This is a genomic window from Streptomyces sp. NPDC107517 (genome assembly GCF_055582645.1).
This window is the reverse complement of the sequence record NZ_JBVJPM010000003.1, coordinates 210,215-226,082: the sequence shown is the minus strand read 5'-3', so window position 1 is coordinate 226,082 and position 15,868 is coordinate 210,215. Positions and strand designations below refer to the sequence as shown.

The 15,868-nt window shown below is 72.2% G+C and carries 18 protein-coding genes; 9 read left to right on the top strand and 9 right to left on the bottom strand.

Annotated features, from left to right (window positions below; all coding sequences use genetic code 11):
• Positions 1-141 precede the first annotated feature (141 nt).
• Together ACZ67T_RS08830 and ACZ67T_RS08825 are read left to right on the top strand one after the other, a co-directional pair.
• Entirely contained in the window at positions 142-1,497 is a 1,356-nt protein-coding gene (locus ACZ67T_RS08830) for a M64 family metallopeptidase (protein WP_469982585.1), read from the top strand.
• Between the two features lie 288 nt (positions 1,498-1,785).
• Positions 1,786-2,088: a chaplin gene (locus ACZ67T_RS08825; protein WP_469982584.1), complete on the top strand. Its 303-nt coding sequence runs from the start codon at positions 1,786-1,788 to the stop codon at positions 2,086-2,088.
• A 60-nt stretch (positions 2,089-2,148) separates the two neighbouring features.
• Here ACZ67T_RS08825 and ACZ67T_RS08820 read toward each other — a convergent pair whose 3' ends face one another.
• From ACZ67T_RS08820 to ACZ67T_RS08780, 9 genes are all read right to left on the bottom strand, one after another.
• Entirely contained in the window at positions 2,149-3,006 is an 858-nt protein-coding gene (locus ACZ67T_RS08820) for a tyrosinase family protein (RefSeq protein WP_469982582.1), read from the bottom strand.
• A 39-nt stretch (positions 3,007-3,045) separates the two neighbouring features.
• Complete coding sequence (locus tag ACZ67T_RS08815; protein WP_469982580.1) at positions 3,046-3,444, bottom strand: tyrosinase family oxidase copper chaperone; 399 nt, start codon at positions 3,442-3,444, stop codon at positions 3,046-3,048.
• A gap of 68 nt (positions 3,445-3,512) precedes the next feature.
• On the bottom strand, positions 3,513-4,019 hold the full coding sequence (locus tag ACZ67T_RS08810) for a hypothetical protein (RefSeq protein WP_469982579.1): 507 nt from the start codon (positions 4,017-4,019) through the stop codon (positions 3,513-3,515).
• A 116-nt stretch (positions 4,020-4,135) separates the two neighbouring features.
• A complete protein-coding gene (locus ACZ67T_RS08805; protein ID WP_469983083.1) occupies positions 4,136-4,774 on the bottom strand; it encodes a vitamin K epoxide reductase family protein in 639 nt (212 codons plus the stop codon).
• 53 nt (positions 4,775-4,827) lie between these two features.
• Positions 4,828-5,328, bottom strand: a complete 501-nt coding sequence (locus ACZ67T_RS08800) for a DUF5949 family protein (RefSeq protein WP_469982578.1) — start codon at positions 5,326-5,328, stop codon at positions 4,828-4,830.
• 192 nt (positions 5,329-5,520) lie between these two features.
• The gene (locus tag ACZ67T_RS08795) at positions 5,521-5,766 is read right to left on the bottom strand and encodes a chaplin (RefSeq protein WP_469982577.1); all 246 of its coding nucleotides are present in this window, start codon (positions 5,764-5,766) and stop codon (positions 5,521-5,523) included.
• An 83-nt stretch (positions 5,767-5,849) separates the two neighbouring features.
• Positions 5,850-6,134: a hypothetical protein gene (locus ACZ67T_RS08790; protein WP_362901478.1), complete on the bottom strand. Its 285-nt coding sequence runs from the start codon at positions 6,132-6,134 to the stop codon at positions 5,850-5,852.
• 268 nt (positions 6,135-6,402) lie between these two features.
• A complete protein-coding gene (locus ACZ67T_RS08785) occupies positions 6,403-7,080 on the bottom strand; it encodes a hypothetical protein (RefSeq protein ID WP_469982575.1) in 678 nt (225 codons plus the stop codon).
• A 232-nt stretch (positions 7,081-7,312) separates the two neighbouring features.
• Positions 7,313-7,552, bottom strand: a complete 240-nt coding sequence (locus ACZ67T_RS08780; protein ID WP_469982573.1) for a chaplin — start codon at positions 7,550-7,552, stop codon at positions 7,313-7,315.
• A gap of 296 nt (positions 7,553-7,848) precedes the next feature.
• Between ACZ67T_RS08780 and ACZ67T_RS08775 the strand changes: the two genes are divergently transcribed.
• From ACZ67T_RS08775 to ACZ67T_RS08745, 7 genes are all read left to right on the top strand, one after another.
• Complete coding sequence (locus ACZ67T_RS08775; RefSeq protein ID WP_469982571.1) at positions 7,849-8,193, top strand: hypothetical protein; 345 nt, start codon at positions 7,849-7,851, stop codon at positions 8,191-8,193.
• A gap of 35 nt (positions 8,194-8,228) precedes the next feature.
• Positions 8,229-9,362: a glycosyltransferase gene (locus ACZ67T_RS08770; RefSeq protein WP_469982570.1), complete on the top strand. Its 1,134-nt coding sequence runs from the start codon at positions 8,229-8,231 to the stop codon at positions 9,360-9,362.
• A complete protein-coding gene (locus ACZ67T_RS08765) occupies positions 9,359-10,831 on the top strand; it encodes an exopolysaccharide biosynthesis polyprenyl glycosylphosphotransferase (RefSeq protein ID WP_469982568.1) in 1,473 nt (490 codons plus the stop codon). Before ACZ67T_RS08770 ends, ACZ67T_RS08765 begins: the two co-directional genes overlap by 4 nt.
• 130 nt (positions 10,832-10,961) lie before the next feature.
• Positions 10,962-12,215 carry an O-antigen ligase family protein gene (locus ACZ67T_RS08760; protein WP_469983081.1) on the top strand — a complete coding sequence of 418 codons (1,254 nt, stop codon included), beginning with the start codon at positions 10,962-10,964 and terminating at the stop codon, positions 12,213-12,215.
• On the top strand, positions 12,212-13,912 hold the full coding sequence (gene murJ / locus ACZ67T_RS08755) for a murein biosynthesis integral membrane protein MurJ (RefSeq protein ID WP_469983080.1): 1,701 nt from the start codon (positions 12,212-12,214) through the stop codon (positions 13,910-13,912). The genes ACZ67T_RS08760 and murJ overlap by 4 nt, the downstream gene beginning before the upstream one ends.
• A gap of 112 nt (positions 13,913-14,024) precedes the next feature.
• Positions 14,025-14,726, top strand: a complete 702-nt coding sequence (locus ACZ67T_RS08750; protein WP_469983078.1) for a polysaccharide deacetylase family protein — start codon at positions 14,025-14,027, stop codon at positions 14,724-14,726.
• Positions 14,723-15,865 (top strand): glycosyltransferase, encoded by a 1,143-nt coding sequence (locus ACZ67T_RS08745; protein WP_469982566.1) that lies wholly within the window; start codon positions 14,723-14,725, stop codon positions 15,863-15,865. The genes ACZ67T_RS08750 and ACZ67T_RS08745 overlap by 4 nt, the downstream gene beginning before the upstream one ends.
• The last annotated feature ends 3 nt before the right edge of the window (positions 15,866-15,868 follow it).

The following is a 15,868-nucleotide window of genomic DNA, read 5'->3' as shown; positions in this document are numbered from 1 at the left end:
TCCGCGTCCGCAACTGTCCTTCGCTGCGGAGCACTTGAGTCTCACCCCTTGTCAGCGGTCACGCCACCCCCTAGGTTGATCGACCGATTAAGTCTGATTAACCCAGCACTTATGTCTCCTACTTGAGTACCCGAGGTCCTCGTGCCGATACCCAAGTCCCCGCGCCGTCCCCTGCCCGCCGCGCTCCTGGCCGGCGTTCTCGCGGCCGCCGCCCTCGGTGGTGCGGGCCTCGCCGGTCGCGCCGACGCCGCCGAAGCCGCGGGAGGGCGCGACGCGGGGACCCGTACGGTCGAGTACTTCGCCGACTCCCACGGAGAGGGCCGGCACGTCCGGGTCCCCGCCGCCGTGCCGGCGAAGATCCGCGGGGAGAAGGGCGCGCCCGCGACGTCCGAGCCGGACGGCGAGGTCACCCCGCTGCAGAGGACGGGCCCCTCCGAGGGCCGCCTCGACCTCGTGATCATGGGCGACGGCTACACGGCGGACCAGCAGGAGGACTTCAGGCAGGACGCCGACTCCAAGCTCGATTCGATCTTCGCGATCGAGCCGTACAAGAGCTACAAGGGCCTCTTCAACTTCTGGCTCGTCAACACGGTCTCGAACGAATCAGGTGTCTCCGGGGACCCCACCCAGGACGTCGTCAAGGACACCGCGCTCAGTAGTTACTTCTTCTGCGACGACGTCGAGCGGCTGCTGTGCATCGACGAGAAGAAGGTCGACTCGTACGCACAGCGGGCCCCGGACTCCGACATCGTCTTCGTCGTCTCGAACGCCACGAAGTACGGCGGCGCCGGTTACAGCGGCATCCAGTCGACCGCCGGGCACACCGGCATCGCCACGATGTCCTCCGACAACGACCGCTCGTACCTGATCGGCGCCCACGAACTGGGCCACTCCATAGGCCTGCTGGCCGACGAGTACCAGTACGACGGCTACGGCAGGTACCCCGGCACGGAGCCCGTCGAGCCCAACACCAGCGTCCTGACGGCGGACGGCATGTCCGGCGCCCAGGCCAAGTGGTACCGCTGGCTCGGCGAGAGCGACCCGGCGGGCGGGACCGTGGGCACGTACGAGGGCGGCGGCTACTACGAGTACGGGATCTACCGCCCCACCCAGAACTCGATCATGCGTGCCCTGGACACCGAGCAGTTCAACCTCGTCGGCCGCGAGGCGATGATCGCCGGCTTCTACCGCGACGCCGACGTCCTCACCGCCCGCACCCCCACCACCCGCACCCTGCGCCCCCAGGACCACATCCGCGTGGACCTGGCGCCGCTCGCCAAGGGCCTGTCCGACGTGCGCGTGCACTGGTACGTCGACGGGGTCGAGGTGCGCCGCGCCGCCGCCGAGCGCACCGTCACCGGCAAGGAGCTCGGCGCGGGCAAGGGCACGCACACCATCACCGCGACCGCGGACGACAACAGCGCGTCGCTGAGGGACCCGGCGGCGATCCGGGCGGCGTCCAACAGCGTCACCTGGACGGTGAAGACGGCCAGGTGACGGGCCACGCGCGCGAGGAGGCCGGGTTCAGCGACCGGTCTCGCGCCTTGCTTGCCGCCATTCGTGCCCTCCGCTCCGCAATAATTCGCGCCCCGAATTACCGACAAATTACGGCACAGGCAGCCGTGTGCAACAGAAATCGGCCGCACCATTACTCCGGAATCCCCATAAATAGGGGTCCGTCGGATGGATGTCGTTAAAGGCCGTTACCTGGGCGGGGTGAGTCCGTTGAACTGGTATGCGGACGCGATCTCGCGGCCGTACCTGTCCAGCAAAAAGGAGAACGTGATGTCTCGCATCGCGAAGGCCGCCGCTGTCGCGCTCGGCACCGGCGCCGTGGTGTTCAGCGGTGCCGGCCTGGCCATGGCCGACGCCGGCGCCCAGGGCGAGGCCGCCGATTCGGCCGGAGTCATCTCGGGCAACGCCGCCCAGGTCCCGGTCCACGTCCCCGTCAACCTTTGCGGCAACACCGTCGACATCATCGGCCTGCTGAACCCGGCCTTCGGCAACGCCTGCGCCAACGACGAGGGCCACGACGGGGGCCACGACGGGGGCTACGACGAGGGCGGCGACAGCGGCTACGGCGGCTGACACCCCGACCAAGGCCCCCGGCGCGGATGCGCGGGGGCCTTTTTTCATGAGCGACGCGGATTATGCGTACCGATACAAATGCGCGTGCTCGATCATGGAACTCGGCTTCACATTCCAGGGCGGCATCGGCTCGTCAAGAGTCACGACACGCCCCTTCTCAGCCGTCCCTCCGGCCGGCAAATAAGGCGCCGAGTCGGGGTATTTCCGGTGCCAGCGCGACCACAGCAGATCAACGAACGCGTGGTTGAGCCAGAAGACCGGGTCGTTCACGGCGTCCGCGCCGAGCATGTGCCCGCCGACCCACCGGTGCACCCGGTTGTGGTTACGGAACTTGCCGTTGCCCACCCCCGAGGTCCAGCCCTCGACCTTGTTGCGGAACCCGTGTGAGGACGTCGAGTTCCACGGGGCCGAGTCGTACAGCGCATCCTTCATGGCCCAGGCCAGTTCGTCCTTGGTGGGCAGCTCGATCGGATCGTGCGGGCGGCCGAAGTCCCGGGTCAGGTACTCGCCCTCCGTCACGCCCTCCGTGATGGGCCAGTGCCCGCTCGAGTAGGCGAAAGGCCCCGTCGTCACCCGCCGGTCGGAGCGGCGGCCGTTCCCGCCGAGGAAGCGCTCGCCCCACAGCGACGACGTGGGGGAGCGGTCCACCGTCCAGTCCCAGTAGGGGACCGAGACTCCGGGGTCCACGCGCTGAAGGGCGCCTTCGAACTCCAGGAGGAACTGCCGGTGCCAGGGCAGGAAGGTCGGCGCCATGTGCGCGACGCGCTGCCCGCCGTCCCCGTCACCGACGTAGAACTCCACGTGCTGGCGCACGAATTCGTCGTACCGCCCGCTGCGTTTGATCGCGAGCAGCGCGGACACGAACCGCTTCTTCTGCGCCGCCGTGAGCGCGCTCTGGTTCTGCCGCGTGTAGACCAACGACGTACTGCTCCTTCGACTTCGGCTGTGCCGCGGCGCTCAGAGCGCCGGCCGGCGCAGTATCTGGTGACCGAGCTCGTCCACGGCCCCCCTCGCCGCGTCCAGGGGGGTGGGATACGACTGGTAGTGGTCGACCATGCTCAGATAACTGCCGTCGGCACGGCGCATCAGATGCAGCGGCCGGCCGTCGACCGTGACGTCCCAGCGCCCGGACCGCTGCCCCGGCTCCTGCCCGAGGTGGGCGCGCGTCATCGAGCCCTGTCCGCGCGTTCCGCGGATGTGGCGGCCGCGGTAGGTCTCCTCGAAGTCCGTGCCGGACGCGTCCCGCGGATCGTCGTGCGGCTCGCGGAAGGCCCGGCCGACGAGGGCGGCGGCCGGCACCACGGCGGCGGCGAGCGCGACCCCGATCAGCCGCCGCACCGCGGTCCGGCGCGTCACGCCCTCCCGGCGACCGACATGCGGGGTACCGGCTTCCACTGGCGTCTCCTCTTCCGGACTGCGTGCATTCACGCGATGTCGAGCGCGGCTCCCGGCTCCGTCATCAGCAGCGGCGTAACGACCGCGGCCTCGGGAAGCGCCGCCTTCGGGAGCCCGAAGCGGTCGGCCGGCGGGCTGGTGAGCGGCGGGTTGACCGACGCTCCGGGTGTGGCCGTCCGCACGTCGGACCCCGCGGTGGCCAGGCCCGCGTGATCGACCTTGTGGTCCCCCGTCACCTGGGACAGCGGCGCCTCGAGACGCGTTGCGGGCAACTCGCTGCTGAGCGGAACCGACGGCAGCAGCGGCTCGGGAAGCATCCGACCGGTCACGAACCGCGGGGCGTCGGGTCCGCCCGGCAGCGGGATCGGCACCCCGGTCGACAGCTCGGGCGCCTTCACGTGCAGCGCGTTCTCCACACCGGTCAGGGGAACGGCTACGGGTACCTGCTCGCCCGCGGCGGCGGGAGCGGCGCCCGCGCCCGCGGCGGCGAGGCAGCCGGCCAGTACGGCGAGCGTCCTTCGGGCAGTTGACTTCATGTCGGACACGGATCCTTTCGGGCTTCGCGGTACCTGTCACCGCGAAGGGAGTAACGACCCGGCGGGCGGCAGCAGTACAAAGTTCCCTCGCTCGGCGCAATCGGCCTATGTACGGCTCAGCTGGTCCAGAAGTCCCACCAGCGCGTCAGGATCAGCATCCCGATGATCCCGACGTGCAGCACGGGAAGGACCCACGTGAACTCGCCGAAGAACGACCGCAGCCACGACGGCGCGGGCAGGAACCCGTGGCGCACGTTGAACGACGTCACGTACCAGAACATGACGATCGTGGCGGCCCACGCCAACGAGCACCACAGACACAGCGAGTTGATCCGGTACAGCGACTGGAACTGCAGCCACGTGCAGAACCCGACCCCGAACAGCGTGCCCGCGTTGAACGTCAGCCAGTACCAGCGCGGGAACCGCGCCCGCCCCAGCAGGCTCATCCCCACACAGATCACGACCGCGTAGGCCGCGAGCCCCAGCATCGGATTCGGGAACCCGAACGCCGACGCCTGCTCGCTCTTCATGATGTTCCCGCACGACACGACCGGGTTCAGACTGCAGCCCGGCGTGAAGTTCGGGTCCTCGAGCAGCTTGAACTTGTCGATCGTGATGACCCACGCCGCGAGCAGCCCCGCCGCACCGGTGATCACCAGAAGCAGCGCGAAACCCAGGGGACGGGACTCCGGAGCGGAACGCGAAGCCTCGACGATCGCCTCACCGTGCCGAGCCGGACCGGACTGCCGCGGCATCCGGGCCGGGCGTCCCTCGGTGTTCGTGGTTCCCATGGGCCACTTCCCTCTCGTCAGACGCGCAGCTTGCGTACGGGGAGCAGGCAGTGGGCCGCGCCGGTCAGCGTCGCCTCGTCGCCCGCGAACGAGGTGAAGTCCTCCTCGGCGACCGGGCTGCCGGGCACCGCCGAGGTCCAGGGGCGCGTGGTGAACACGAAGTACGCGTAACCGCGTTCGGCCGCGGCGGCCAGCCACTCGGGGGGCGCGACGCACTGGGCGTTGAGGTACGGCATGTTGACGACGGCCTGGCCGGCCTCGACGAGCAGCGAGACGGGGAACCTGGGATTTTCCGTGGCGTCCACGACCTTGCCGACCGGCAGGCCGTTGTTCTCCAGCAGAGCTCGTACCGCTTCGGTCGATGCCTCCTGCCCGCCCGCGCCGTCCCCCAGGGAGTAGGCCAGCAGGAAGGGCATGTCCCCTGCCTCGTCCGGGTGTTCGCCGCTCCACGCGATGACGGCGAGGGTGCCCAGATCGATGGCGCGGAAGGCGCGGTTCTCAGTCGGCGTTGAAGTCACCACGGCAGCGTAGCCACGGTCGCCGGGCGCCCCGGCGACCTTTCACCCGCTTGGGGGAACGGCCCCCACTCGAACGAGAATTGGGGTCCTCCGGGACAGGCCGAGAGGCCGGTCCGGGCCCGCTCGGCGCGGGGGACCAGCCTCTTGTCGGCCCGGGTGCCGCTGCGCGCGAGAGGTGCGCGAAGGGCTGCTTCAGCCGTTGTGGCCGCTGTTGCCGAAGGCCGGGTTGAGACCGGCGATGCCATTGACGGTGTTCCCGACGACGTTGACCGGAACGTCGATCGGCACCTGGACGACGTTGCCCGAACCGACGCCCGGGGAGCCCGCCGCGGAACCCTCCGCGTCGGCTCCGCCGTGGGCGAAGGCGCTGCCCGAAGCGGCGCCCGCAGCGAGACCGGCGACGGCCATGACCAGAGCAGCCTTCTTGGCAGTGTTCATCTTCAAAACCTTCTCGATTGGGGTTTTCAGAGCTTGTGGACCTGGCTGTACGTCGGGTGGTGGGAACACACCCGCGCAGATCGCTACTTGCCGAGGGGAAGGCCGCCGAGGAGCCCGGCCGGGGCGCCCGCACCGGCGTCGTTCACGTTGTCCGCCGTGTCCTGCACCGTGTTGAGGACCGAACCGCCCTGCTCCGTGTCGAGCATGTTGGTGTGCAGAGGCTGGGCGTCGAGCACCGACTGGTGGCTCAGGGTCTCGATCGCGCCGTTGAGGCTCGTCGGCGTGAGGTCGGAGGCGAAGGCGGGTGCGGCTGCACCGGCGATGACCATGGATCCGGCGACGACGGCGGCGGCCTTCAGGGGCTTCATCATGTTCCTTCCTTGGGGTGACGATTTGTCACCAGCGACGGAATGTCCAACGAGCGTCCCCGGATACGGAAACTCTGAGGTCAGGGGATTCGCCGAACCCACTCGAACGAAGGGCCGTGGAGTTCTCATATGAGATTTAGGAGGAGATGAAGGGTCGGCGCGGGACGCCCGATCAGGCACGGCCGGAACGTGAAAAGCCCGTCGCGCCGGTGCGGGACCGGCGCGACGGGTTGTCGGGGGCGTCCGCTGTGCCGCGGGCGCGCCCCCGTCAGTTGAACAGGGCGGGAGCCTTGGGGAGAGCCGGCGTCTGCGGGAGCGTGGAGGGGGACGAGAGGGACGCCGTGGACGGGAGCGGGAGTCCCGGGAGCGCGGGGAGCTTGGGCAGGCCCGGCAGGTTCGGCGCGGGCAGGCCGCCGCCGAGCAGCGTGGCGGCGAGCAGGTTCACCAGGCCGGTGACGACGTTCGTGGCCGCCGTGGCCACGCCCGCGACGTCACCCGCGGTGGACGCCTTGATCAGCGCGTCGACGGCGGTCTGGAGCGCGGTCAGGGCGTCGCTCTTGACGTCCATCCGGCGCGCCTTGGCGTCGTCGGGGGTGGCCGCCTTCGGTGTGGTGGTGGTTGCGGGGACGGTGGCCTTGGCGGTGTCGATGACCGCCTTGATCGCGTCCGCGTGCTTCTGTGCCGCCTCGGCGGACAGCTTTCCGTCGTCGGCCTTGAGGACCGCGGTGAGCAGGTCCGTGACAGGCGTGATGACGGAACTCATGCTGCCGAGCACGCCGACCTGGCCCAGCAGCGCATCCGCTCCGGGAACCGGTGCGCGCTGTGCTTCGACGCTGCTGGAGCTTCCCGGGTCGCTTTCGGCGGCTATCGCGGGGGCTGCGGTGCCGAGGAGGATCGTCGCGCAAAGAGCGGTGGTAGCTATGCGCCGTACGGGCTGATGGGGCATGCGTGTTCCCTTTCGGTGGTGTGTGTTCGATCTTGTGACCACCGTGAGATGGGTGGTCGCTCTGCGCAACCGGGCGACGGCACCCCGTGACCTGCCACCCTCGCCTCTCGGCGTGTCGTGCCAGGTGGGGCGGCCGTTCGGGGGCTGCGGCGCCCTCCCCCCATACGGCGGAACGCATGCGAGAACGGCCGCCCCGAAAGGGGCGGCCGTGGAAGTGTCCGGGGGAACCGGATCAGCGGTTGGTGCAGTGGTTGCCGAATGTCGGGTTCAGCAGGCCGATCACGTTGACCGTGTTGCCGCAGACGTTCACGGGGATGTGGATGGGGGCCTGGACGACGTTGCCCGAGATCACGCCAGGGGAGTGGGCGGCGGCAGCCTGCGCGCCGCTGTCGGCGGCGGCGACGCCGGCGGTGCCGGCCAGGGCGGCGGCGGCAACGGTGGAAAAGACAAGGGCCTTCGCGGTACGCGACATGGGGTAGTGCTCCTCGGTCGGTTGATACGTCACCGGGGCAAGCGCCCGGCTCGTGGATCAACGTGCGCCACCCGGGCGGGGTTGCGCCCCCGATCGAGTGACGGTGTGGCGGATACTTCACTTCTTCACCATTCCGACACACATGTCGTGTTTCTCGGATAAATGAGCATCTGTCGCTACAGTGGCTCACCTCCCGGCCCGGCGAGGCGGGGCGCAGAACTCTTTCCCACCAAATGTGACTTTCGCATTCTCATTTCCGTGATTCAGAAGCTCTTGTCCCTGAAAGGGAATCGGCCATGCGTCATCACACCGGCTCGTTCCTGCGCCGCACGGCGGTGGGCGTCATTTCTCCCGCCGACGCGCGGGACCGCGACCGCACGGTCCACCGGGCCCGGCCCGTCGCGCTCGGGAACGCGGCCGACCCGGCCGACGACGTGCTCGATCCGAGCAGCAGTGAACCGGGACGCGCGCAGTCACGAAGGGTCCCCTCGTACGCCGGCACACTCGGCCACGACTCGGACGTCTTCGCGCTCGGCCGGGGCATCGGGCAGCGGGGGCCGGGTCGCGACCTCCGTACGACATCGCGGCGGGACACGGCCTGGACCGGCGTGTACTCCGCAGCGGTCGACGCCAGGTCCTAGCGCGTTTCCCTCCTCCATGACCAAGGGAAACGCGCATGCAACTGACAGCCGCACCCCCTCGACCGCGTGTCCTCCACGTCACCCAGCCCGTCGACGGCGGAGTGGCCCGCGTCGTCCGTGATCTGACCGAGGCTCAGCTCTCCGCAGGCATGCGGATCAGTGTGGCCTGCCCGCCCGACGGGCCCCTGGCCGGGTCGCTGCGCCGTATCGGCTGTGACGTCCTGCCCTGGGAGGCGACCCGCTCACCCGGGCCCGGCATCGCGCGCGAAGTACGCGGCCTGGCCCGGCTCGTGGCGCAGGCGCGACCGACCCTCGTCCACGCGCACAGCGCCAAGGCCGGACTCGTCGCGCGCCTCGCCGTCCGCGGCCGGGTGCCCACCGTGTTCCAGCCGCACGCCTGGTCGTTCGAGGCGGTCGACGGCGCCACCGCCCGGATCGCCCTCGCCTGGGAGCGCCGGGGCGCGCGCTGGGCCTCCCGGGTCGTGTGCGTCAGCGAGGCGGAACGCGCGACGGGCGAGCGTGCCGGGATCACCGCGCGCTGGGACGTCATCCCCAACGGCGTGGACCTCACCCGCTTCGTGCCCGCGCCCGAACCGCGCGAGGCCACCGCCGATCCGCTGGTGGTCTGCGTCGGCCGCATCTGCCGGCAGAAGGGCCAGGACGTCCTGGTGCGCGCCTGGCCCCTCGTGCAGGAGAGGTTCCCGCGCGCTCGGCTCGTGCTGGTCGGGGACGGGCCCGACGTGGCGGCGCTGCGCCGGCAGGCCACCGCCGCCGTGCGGTTCGTGGGCGCCGACGACCCGGTGCCCTGGTACCGGCAGGCCGACCTCGTGGTGCTGCCGTCCCGCTGGGAGGGCATGGCGCTCGCGCCCCTGGAGGCCATGGCCTGCGGGCGGCCCGTCGTCGTCACCGACGTGGACGGTGCCCGCGAGAGCCTGCCCGCCGGCCTCGCGTCCGACTGCCTCGTCCCGCCGGACGACCCCGCCGCGCTCGCCCGCGCCCTGACCGGTCTGCTGCGCGACCCCCACCGGCTCGGCGCGCTCGGCGGCCTCGCCCTGCAGCACGCGCGCAGGCACCACGACGTGCGGCGCACCGCCGACGCGGTCGCAGACATGTACCGCGAACTACTGGGCGCGGAGCCCACAGAGTGCAGGGAGCCCATCAACACGTGACCGCGGAACGTACCGTCGCCTCCCCCGCGGGGCAGCCACACGCCACTGCGCCGAGCACCCTGACCGCCTCGGTCATCCCGCCACGCGCCGGGGCGGGCGGCCGCCGGTCACCTGCGGGAAGGCGCGCCGCCGAGCGGCACCCCTCCCGTACGCCGCTGCTCGCGGCGGACGGTACGGCCGCCGTGCTCAGCACCCTCGTGATCGCGCCGGTCCAGCGCCACCCGCTGCTCGTGATCGCGCTGGCCGCCGGGGTTGCGGCGGCGAACGCGCGCGCGGGCCTCTACCGCGGCGACGCGCCCCGCCTCCTGCTCGACGACTGGCCCGCGATCGGCGGCCGCATCCTGGTGATCTGGTGCGCCATGGCGGCCGGGCTCGCGGGGTTCCCGCAGTTCGACCCGCTGCCCGCCGCCACGCTCGCGGCGGGCGCCGCCCTGCACTGCCTCCTCGCGGGCGCGGGCCGCGGCCTCGTCTACTGGCGGCGCCGCGAGGCCGCCGCGCGCCGCCCTTGCCCGACCCTCCTCATCGGCCCGGAGACCATCGCCCGGCCGGTCGCCACCGCCCTGCTGCGCCACCCGCGCTCGGGCGTACGCCCCGTCGGCATCCTGGCGGACAAGGAGCCCGAACGCCCGCCCGACCACGACGGGCCCGACCTGCCCGTCCTCGGCACGGCCGACGAACTGCGCCGCGTGATCGTCCAGAACGGGGTGCGGCGGGCGCTCGTCCTCGACGGCGCGGCGCCCGACCGGGCGGCCTGGCTGGCGGTGCTCGGCGAATACGGCTGCGGTGTCTGGGAGTTCGACCCGTCGGCCGACCCTCACCCGGCGCGCGCCGGCGACGCGGCCCGGCACCTCGCCGGGTTCCGCTACCGGCCGCGCCCGCCCGCCCGCCGCCGTGGCAGCGCCGGCAAGCGCGCGCTCGACCTCGTCGTCTCCGGCACCCTTCTCGTTCTGACCAGCCCGGTCCTGCTCGTGTGCGCCGTGTGGCTGCGCCTCGCCGAAGGGCCCGGCGTCGTCTTCCGGCAGGAACGCGTCGGGAAGCACGGGAAGCCCTTCACGCTGCTGAAGTTCCGCACGCACCGCCCGAGCGACGCGATGGAGTCCGCCACCCGGTGGAGCGTCGCCGACGAGAAGCAGATGGCGTGGTTCTGCCGGTTCCTGCGCCGCACCTCCCTGGACGAGCTGCTCCAGCTGTGGAACGTGTTCCGCGGCGACATGAGCCTCGTCGGCCCGCGCCCCGAACGCCCTTATTTCGTCATGCAGTTCAGCCAGGCCCACTCCGGATACGCCGAGCGGCACCGCATGCCGACCGGGATCACCGGTCTCGCCCAGATCCACGGTCTGCGCGGCGACACCTCCATCGAGGACCGCGCCCGCTTCGACAACGCGTACATCGACAGCTGGTCGCTGTGGCAGGACATCAGCATCCTGGTGCGCACCGTGGCCGCCCTCGTACGCTCCACGGGGAGTTGACCGCGTGACTGCCTCTCCCGCGGACGCCGGGCTGCGTACGGCTCCAGGTCCCACCGGTGTGCGCCCCGCCCCGGCCGCCGCGCTCGTCGCCGTCCTCGGCCGGTACGCGCCCGTGCTCCCCGTCCTCCTGATGGTCGCCGTGCTCGGCCTCCCGCTGACTCCCGGCTCGGCGGGGTCCGGGGGCGGCAGTCTCGCCGACGCGGTCTCCGGTCTGGTCGTGGCCGTCTGCGTGGCCGTCACCCTGCGCCGCGCCGAGCGGCCCCTGACCCCTGCCGCCGCGATCATCCTCGGGATGCCCGTCGTCGGGATCGCCGTCGCCGCGGCGGGCGCCGGCTCGCCGTCGGCCGCGCTCGTCGGCATGGTCCGCTACTGCCAGATCTTCGTCCTCGTCCCCGTGTCCGTCCTCGTCCTGGTGCGCGACCGCCGCGACTTCCGGCTGCTCGCCTGGTCGTTCGTGGGCCTCGCCCTGTGGCAGGGCGGCATCGGCATCCACCAGTACCTGACCGGGACCGGCGCCTCGTACATGGGCGAGGACATCCGCGCCGTCGGCACCTTCGGCCCCACGGACGTCATGGGAATGGCGACGGTGGTGTCGTACGGGCTCGTGGCCGCCGTCGGTCTGGCCCTCGGCGCGCGTACCGCCGCCCGGTGCACCCCCGCCCTGCTGTGCGCGCTCGCGCTGCTCCTGCCGCTCGCGCTCTCCTTCAGCCGGGGTGCGTGGATCGCGACCGTCGTGGCCTGCGGCGCGCAGGTGCTGTTCGCCGGGGTGCGGCGCGCCGTCCGCCTGTTCGCCGTGACCGCTGCGGCCGCCGTCGTCCTGGTGGGCGGCTTCGGCGTCGGGACGCAGCTGCTCCAGGAGCGCATGAGCAGCATCACGCAGGTCGCCGACGCCCCCGACCAGTCCGTCACCGACCGGTACACGATGTGGGCCGCGGCGGTCGACATGTGGAGCGAGCACCCGGCGACGGGCGTCGGTCTCAAGGGGTTCCCCGCCCACCGCGACAGCCACGCCTCGCTCGGGCTCTCCTCGGGCAGCGACACGGCGGGCGCGGGCGCCGCGTTCAAGCGCCAGCCGCTGCTGTCCCCGCACAACATGTATCTGCTCGTCCTCAGTGAGCAGGGCCTGATCGGCCTGGTCGCCCTCGGGGGCGGCTGGACCGCCCTGCTGCTGCTCGCCCTGCGCCGCCTCGGCCGCGCCGCGCGCACCCGGCCCGGCGCGGACTGCGGCCTCGTCGCGTGCGGCCTGCTCGGCTGGCAGCTCGTGGACTTCGTGTACGCCGACATCGGCGGTCCGTCGACCGTACTGACCGCCCTCGTCATCGGCCTCGTCGCCTGGTGGGGCCTTGCGCCGCGGGCGCTCCCGAAGGAGACGGCGACTTGGTGACCCTCCCCGCCGCGGACGGCGACACCCGTACGGCAGCGGGCCTGCCCGCCCAGCTCACGGCCGAGCCGGCCGCCCCCGGGCCCCCCGGATCGTCGAACCGCCGCCTCGCACGGGCGGCCCTGCTCACGGCCGTCCTCTCGGCCGTCGGGTCGATCCTCGGTCTCGGCCGCGACCAGTCCCTCGCCCACCTCTTCGGCGCGGGCAGCGAGACCGACGCGTTCCTGGTCGCGTGGACGGTCCCGGAGTTCGCCGCCACGCTCCTCATCGAGGACGGCCTGGCGTTCGTGCTCGTGCCCGCGTTCAGCGCGGCCGTCGCCCGCCGCGCGCAGGCCAAAGGCACCGATCCCGTACGGTCCCTCGTCTCGTCGTCACTGCCCCGCTTCGGCCTCGCGTTCCTGGCCGCGACCGCGCTGCTGATCGCGGGTGCGCCGTTCCTCGTACACGCTCTGGCGCCCGGCCTGCCCAACCCCCGACTGGCCGTCGACTGCACCCGGTTCACCGCCACGTGCGCCCTCACGTTCGGCCTGACCGGATACTGCAGCGCGGCGCTGCGGGCCCACGGCTGCTATCTGCCACCGGCCGCGATCTACGTCGCGTACAACGCCGGCATCATCGCGACGATGCTCGTGTGCGGGACGCGCTTCGGCGTGCGGTCCGCCGCGATGGGGGTGGCCGTCGGCGGCTGCCTGATGGTGGCTGTCCAACTGCCCGCTTTTCAGAGGCGGCTGAGCACCGCGAAAGCCACCGAGAAGCTCACGGACGAGGTCGGGGACGGGACCGGGAACGAGGTCGGGGACGACCCCGGAGGCGAGATCGTGGCCAAGGGCCGGGGCATGCGCCTCGGGCTCATCGCCGCCGTCCTGGCCTTCGCCCTGTGCAAGCAGTCGCAGGTGTTCATCGAGCGCTTTCTCGCGTCGTCGCTCGCCGCGGGCTCCATCTCGCACCTGAACTACGCCCAGAAGGTGGCCCAGCTGCCGATGGCGTTCTCCCTGATGTTGTGCACCGTCACGTTCCCGGTGGTGGCGCAGGCCGTGGCGCGCGGCGACATCGCGGCGGCCCGCGCCCGCATCGAGCGCGACCTCGGCCTCGCCGCCTGCGTGGTCCTCGTCGGCGCCGCCGCGGTCTTCGCCTGCGCCCCGCAGATCATCCAGGTCCTGTTCCAGCGCGGCGCGTTCACCGCCGCCGACACCGCCGCCACGGCGTCCGTCATGCGCGTCTACGCGCTCGGTCTTCTCGGCCACTCCATGGTGGGCGCCCTGGTCCGCTCCTACTTCTCGGCGGGCCGCCCCACCTGGTACCCGGTGGGCGCGATGGCCGTGGGCATGGCCGCCACCGCCGGTGTGGGCGCCCGGGCGGCCGACCTGTGGGGCGTACGGGGTATCGCGGGCGCCAACGCCTTCGGGATCACCCTCACCGCCGTACTCCTCCTTGCCGCGATGGGCCGGCGCGGCGTCCCCGTCGACGTCCCCAAGGTCCTGGCCGAGATGGGCAAGCCGCTGCTCGCCGCCGCGGGCGCGACGGTGGCGGGGCTGATGGCGGCGTCCTCCTTCACGTCTCCGCTTGCGGCGGGCGGGGCGGGGTGTCTCGCCGTGGCGGCCGTGTTCGTCGTCCTCCTGTGGGCGCTGAGGGCCGAGTCCCTCGCGCCCCTCGTTCCCGTTTTCCGCTCCGCGACCAGAAAGCTCCGGCATGCCCGTTGACGCAGGACGCACCGATGACACAGGTCGCACCGGGACAAGCGCCGTTCCGCGCGCCCGGCCGCGGCCGGACCGTACCCGCCGGCTGCTCCCCGAGCCGCCGGTGTGGGTCGCGATGTACCACTCGGTGGACGACTGCCGCGACGACCCGTACCGCGTCACCGTCTCCCCCGAGCGCCTCCACGAACAGCTCCGATGGCTGCGCAGGCGCGGGCTGCGCGGGGTGGGCGTGGCGGCGCTCCTGGAGGCCCGCGCGCGCGGCGCGGACCGTGGTCTGGTGGGGCTCACCTTCGACGACGGCTACTGCGACTTCGTCGACAACGCCCTGCCGCTGCTTCGCCACTACGGCTGCGGCGCGACCCTGTTCGTCCTGCCCGGCCGCCTCGACGGCGTCAACGAGTGGGACCCGCTGGGCCCGCGCAAGCCGCTCCTGTCCGCACGCGGCATCCGGACCGCCGCGTCCGCGGGCATCGAGATCGGCTCGCACGGCCTGACCCACGTCGACCTCACCCGCGTCGGCGACCACGTCCTGCGCGCGGAGACCGAGGACAGCCGAAGACGCCTGGAGGAGCTCACCGGAGGCGAGGTCCCCGGTTTCTGCTACCCGTACGGCACCGTCGACCGCCGCGCCGCGGACGCCGTCCGCCGCGCCGGATACCGCTACGCCTGCGCCATCTCGCCGGGCGACCTCACCGGCGACTTCGCCCTGCCGCGCGTCCACGTCGGCCAGCAGGACGCGGCCTGGCGCCTCGAACTGAAGCTGCGCCTGCATCGCCTGCGCCGCCGCCCGTCCACCCCGCCGGAGGCCCGTACATGAGAACCCTCCACATCATCACCGGCCTCGGGACCGGGGGAGCCGAACAGCAGCTGCGGCTCCTGCTGCGCCATCTGCCCGTCCACAGCGACGTGGTGACCCTGACCGACCCGGGCACCGTCGCCCGCGGCCTGACCGCCGACGGCGTCCGCGTCGTGCACCTCGGCATGACCGGCAATCGCGACCTGGGTGCCCTGCCCCGGCTCACCAGGTTCGTGCGCGAGGGCCACTACGACCTCGTGCACACCCACCTGTACCGCGCCTGCGTCTACGGCCGCTTCGCCGCGCGCCTCGCCGGGGTCCGCGCCGTGGTCGCCACCGAGCACTCGCTGGGGGAGAGCCGGATGGAAGGGCGCCCGCTGTCGGCCGGCGTCCGCGCGCTCTATCTGGCGGGCGAGCGGGTGGGGCGGGCCACCGTGGCCGTCTCCCCGTCGGTGGCCGAGCGCCTCGCGCGATGGGGGGTGCCCCGGCACCGCATCCACGTCGTGCCCAACGGCATCGACGTCGGCCGTTTCGCACACGACCCGGCGCTACGGGACGCCACCCGCCACTTGCTCGGCCTGCACCGGGACGACTTCGTCATCGGCGGAGTCGGCCGCCTCGTCCCCGGCAAGCGCTTCGACGTCCTCGTACGGGCGCTGGCTCAACTGCCGGACTACGTCAGGCTTCTGCTCGTCGGGAGTGGGCCCGAGGAGGAGCGGCTGCGCAGGCTCGCCCAGGAAGTGGGCGTCGTGCGCCGCGTCGTGTTCGCCGGGGAGCGCCCCTACGCCTCGCCGTCGGGCCGCGTCGGCGACCCCGATCTGCCGGCCCTCATGAGCGCGATGGACCTGCTCGGCTCCCCGTCGGACGAGGAGGCGTTCGGCCTCGCCGTCGTGGAGGCGCTCGCCTCCGGGCTGCCCGTCCTCTACGTCAGCTGCCCCGCGGTCGAGGACCTGCCGCCGCACCTGGAGTCCACGGCCGTCCGCGTCCCCGGCGACCCGGAGTCGTTCGCACGGCAGACGCTGCGGATCGTGGCGGCCCGGCCCTCCGGCCGCACCCCGTCCCCGGCAGCCCGCCACTACAGCATCGCCCGAAGCGCCGAACAGCACCTGCGGCTGTACGAGGCGGCCCTGGGCGGTTCGGATTCGAGAGTTCGAGAGTGAGTA

Excerpts from the sequence above, each read along its gene's own strand:
- ACZ67T_RS08760 (WP_469983081.1), top strand. The coding sequence starts at position 10,962 with ATGGTCGCCGTGCTCGGCCTCCCGCTGACTCCCGGCTCGGCGGGGTCC.
- ACZ67T_RS08750 (WP_469983078.1), top strand. The coding sequence starts at position 14,025 with ATGTACCACTCGGTGGACGACTGCCGCGACGACCCGTACCGCGTCACC.
- ACZ67T_RS08825 (WP_469982584.1), top strand. The coding sequence starts at position 1,786 with ATGTCTCGCATCGCGAAGGCCGCCGCTGTCGCGCTCGGCACCGGCGCC.
- ACZ67T_RS08770 (WP_469982570.1), top strand. The coding sequence starts at position 8,229 with ATGCAACTGACAGCCGCACCCCCTCGACCGCGTGTCCTCCACGTCACC.
- ACZ67T_RS08805 (WP_469983083.1), bottom strand. The coding sequence starts at position 4,774 with ATGCCGCGGCAGTCCGGTCCGGCTCGGCACGGTGAGGCGATCGTCGAG.
- ACZ67T_RS08790 (WP_362901478.1), bottom strand. The coding sequence starts at position 6,134 with ATGAAGCCCCTGAAGGCCGCCGCCGTCGTCGCCGGATCCATGGTCATC.
- ACZ67T_RS08775 (WP_469982571.1), top strand. The coding sequence starts at position 7,849 with ATGCGTCATCACACCGGCTCGTTCCTGCGCCGCACGGCGGTGGGCGTC.
- ACZ67T_RS08780 (WP_469982573.1), bottom strand. The coding sequence starts at position 7,552 with ATGTCGCGTACCGCGAAGGCCCTTGTCTTTTCCACCGTTGCCGCCGCC.
- ACZ67T_RS08785 (WP_469982575.1), bottom strand. The coding sequence starts at position 7,080 with ATGCCCCATCAGCCCGTACGGCGCATAGCTACCACCGCTCTTTGCGCG.
- ACZ67T_RS08795 (WP_469982577.1), bottom strand. The coding sequence starts at position 5,766 with ATGAACACTGCCAAGAAGGCTGCTCTGGTCATGGCCGTCGCCGGTCTC.
- ACZ67T_RS08810 (WP_469982579.1), bottom strand. The coding sequence starts at position 4,019 with ATGAAGTCAACTGCCCGAAGGACGCTCGCCGTACTGGCCGGCTGCCTC.
- ACZ67T_RS08745 (WP_469982566.1), top strand. The coding sequence starts at position 14,723 with ATGAGAACCCTCCACATCATCACCGGCCTCGGGACCGGGGGAGCCGAA.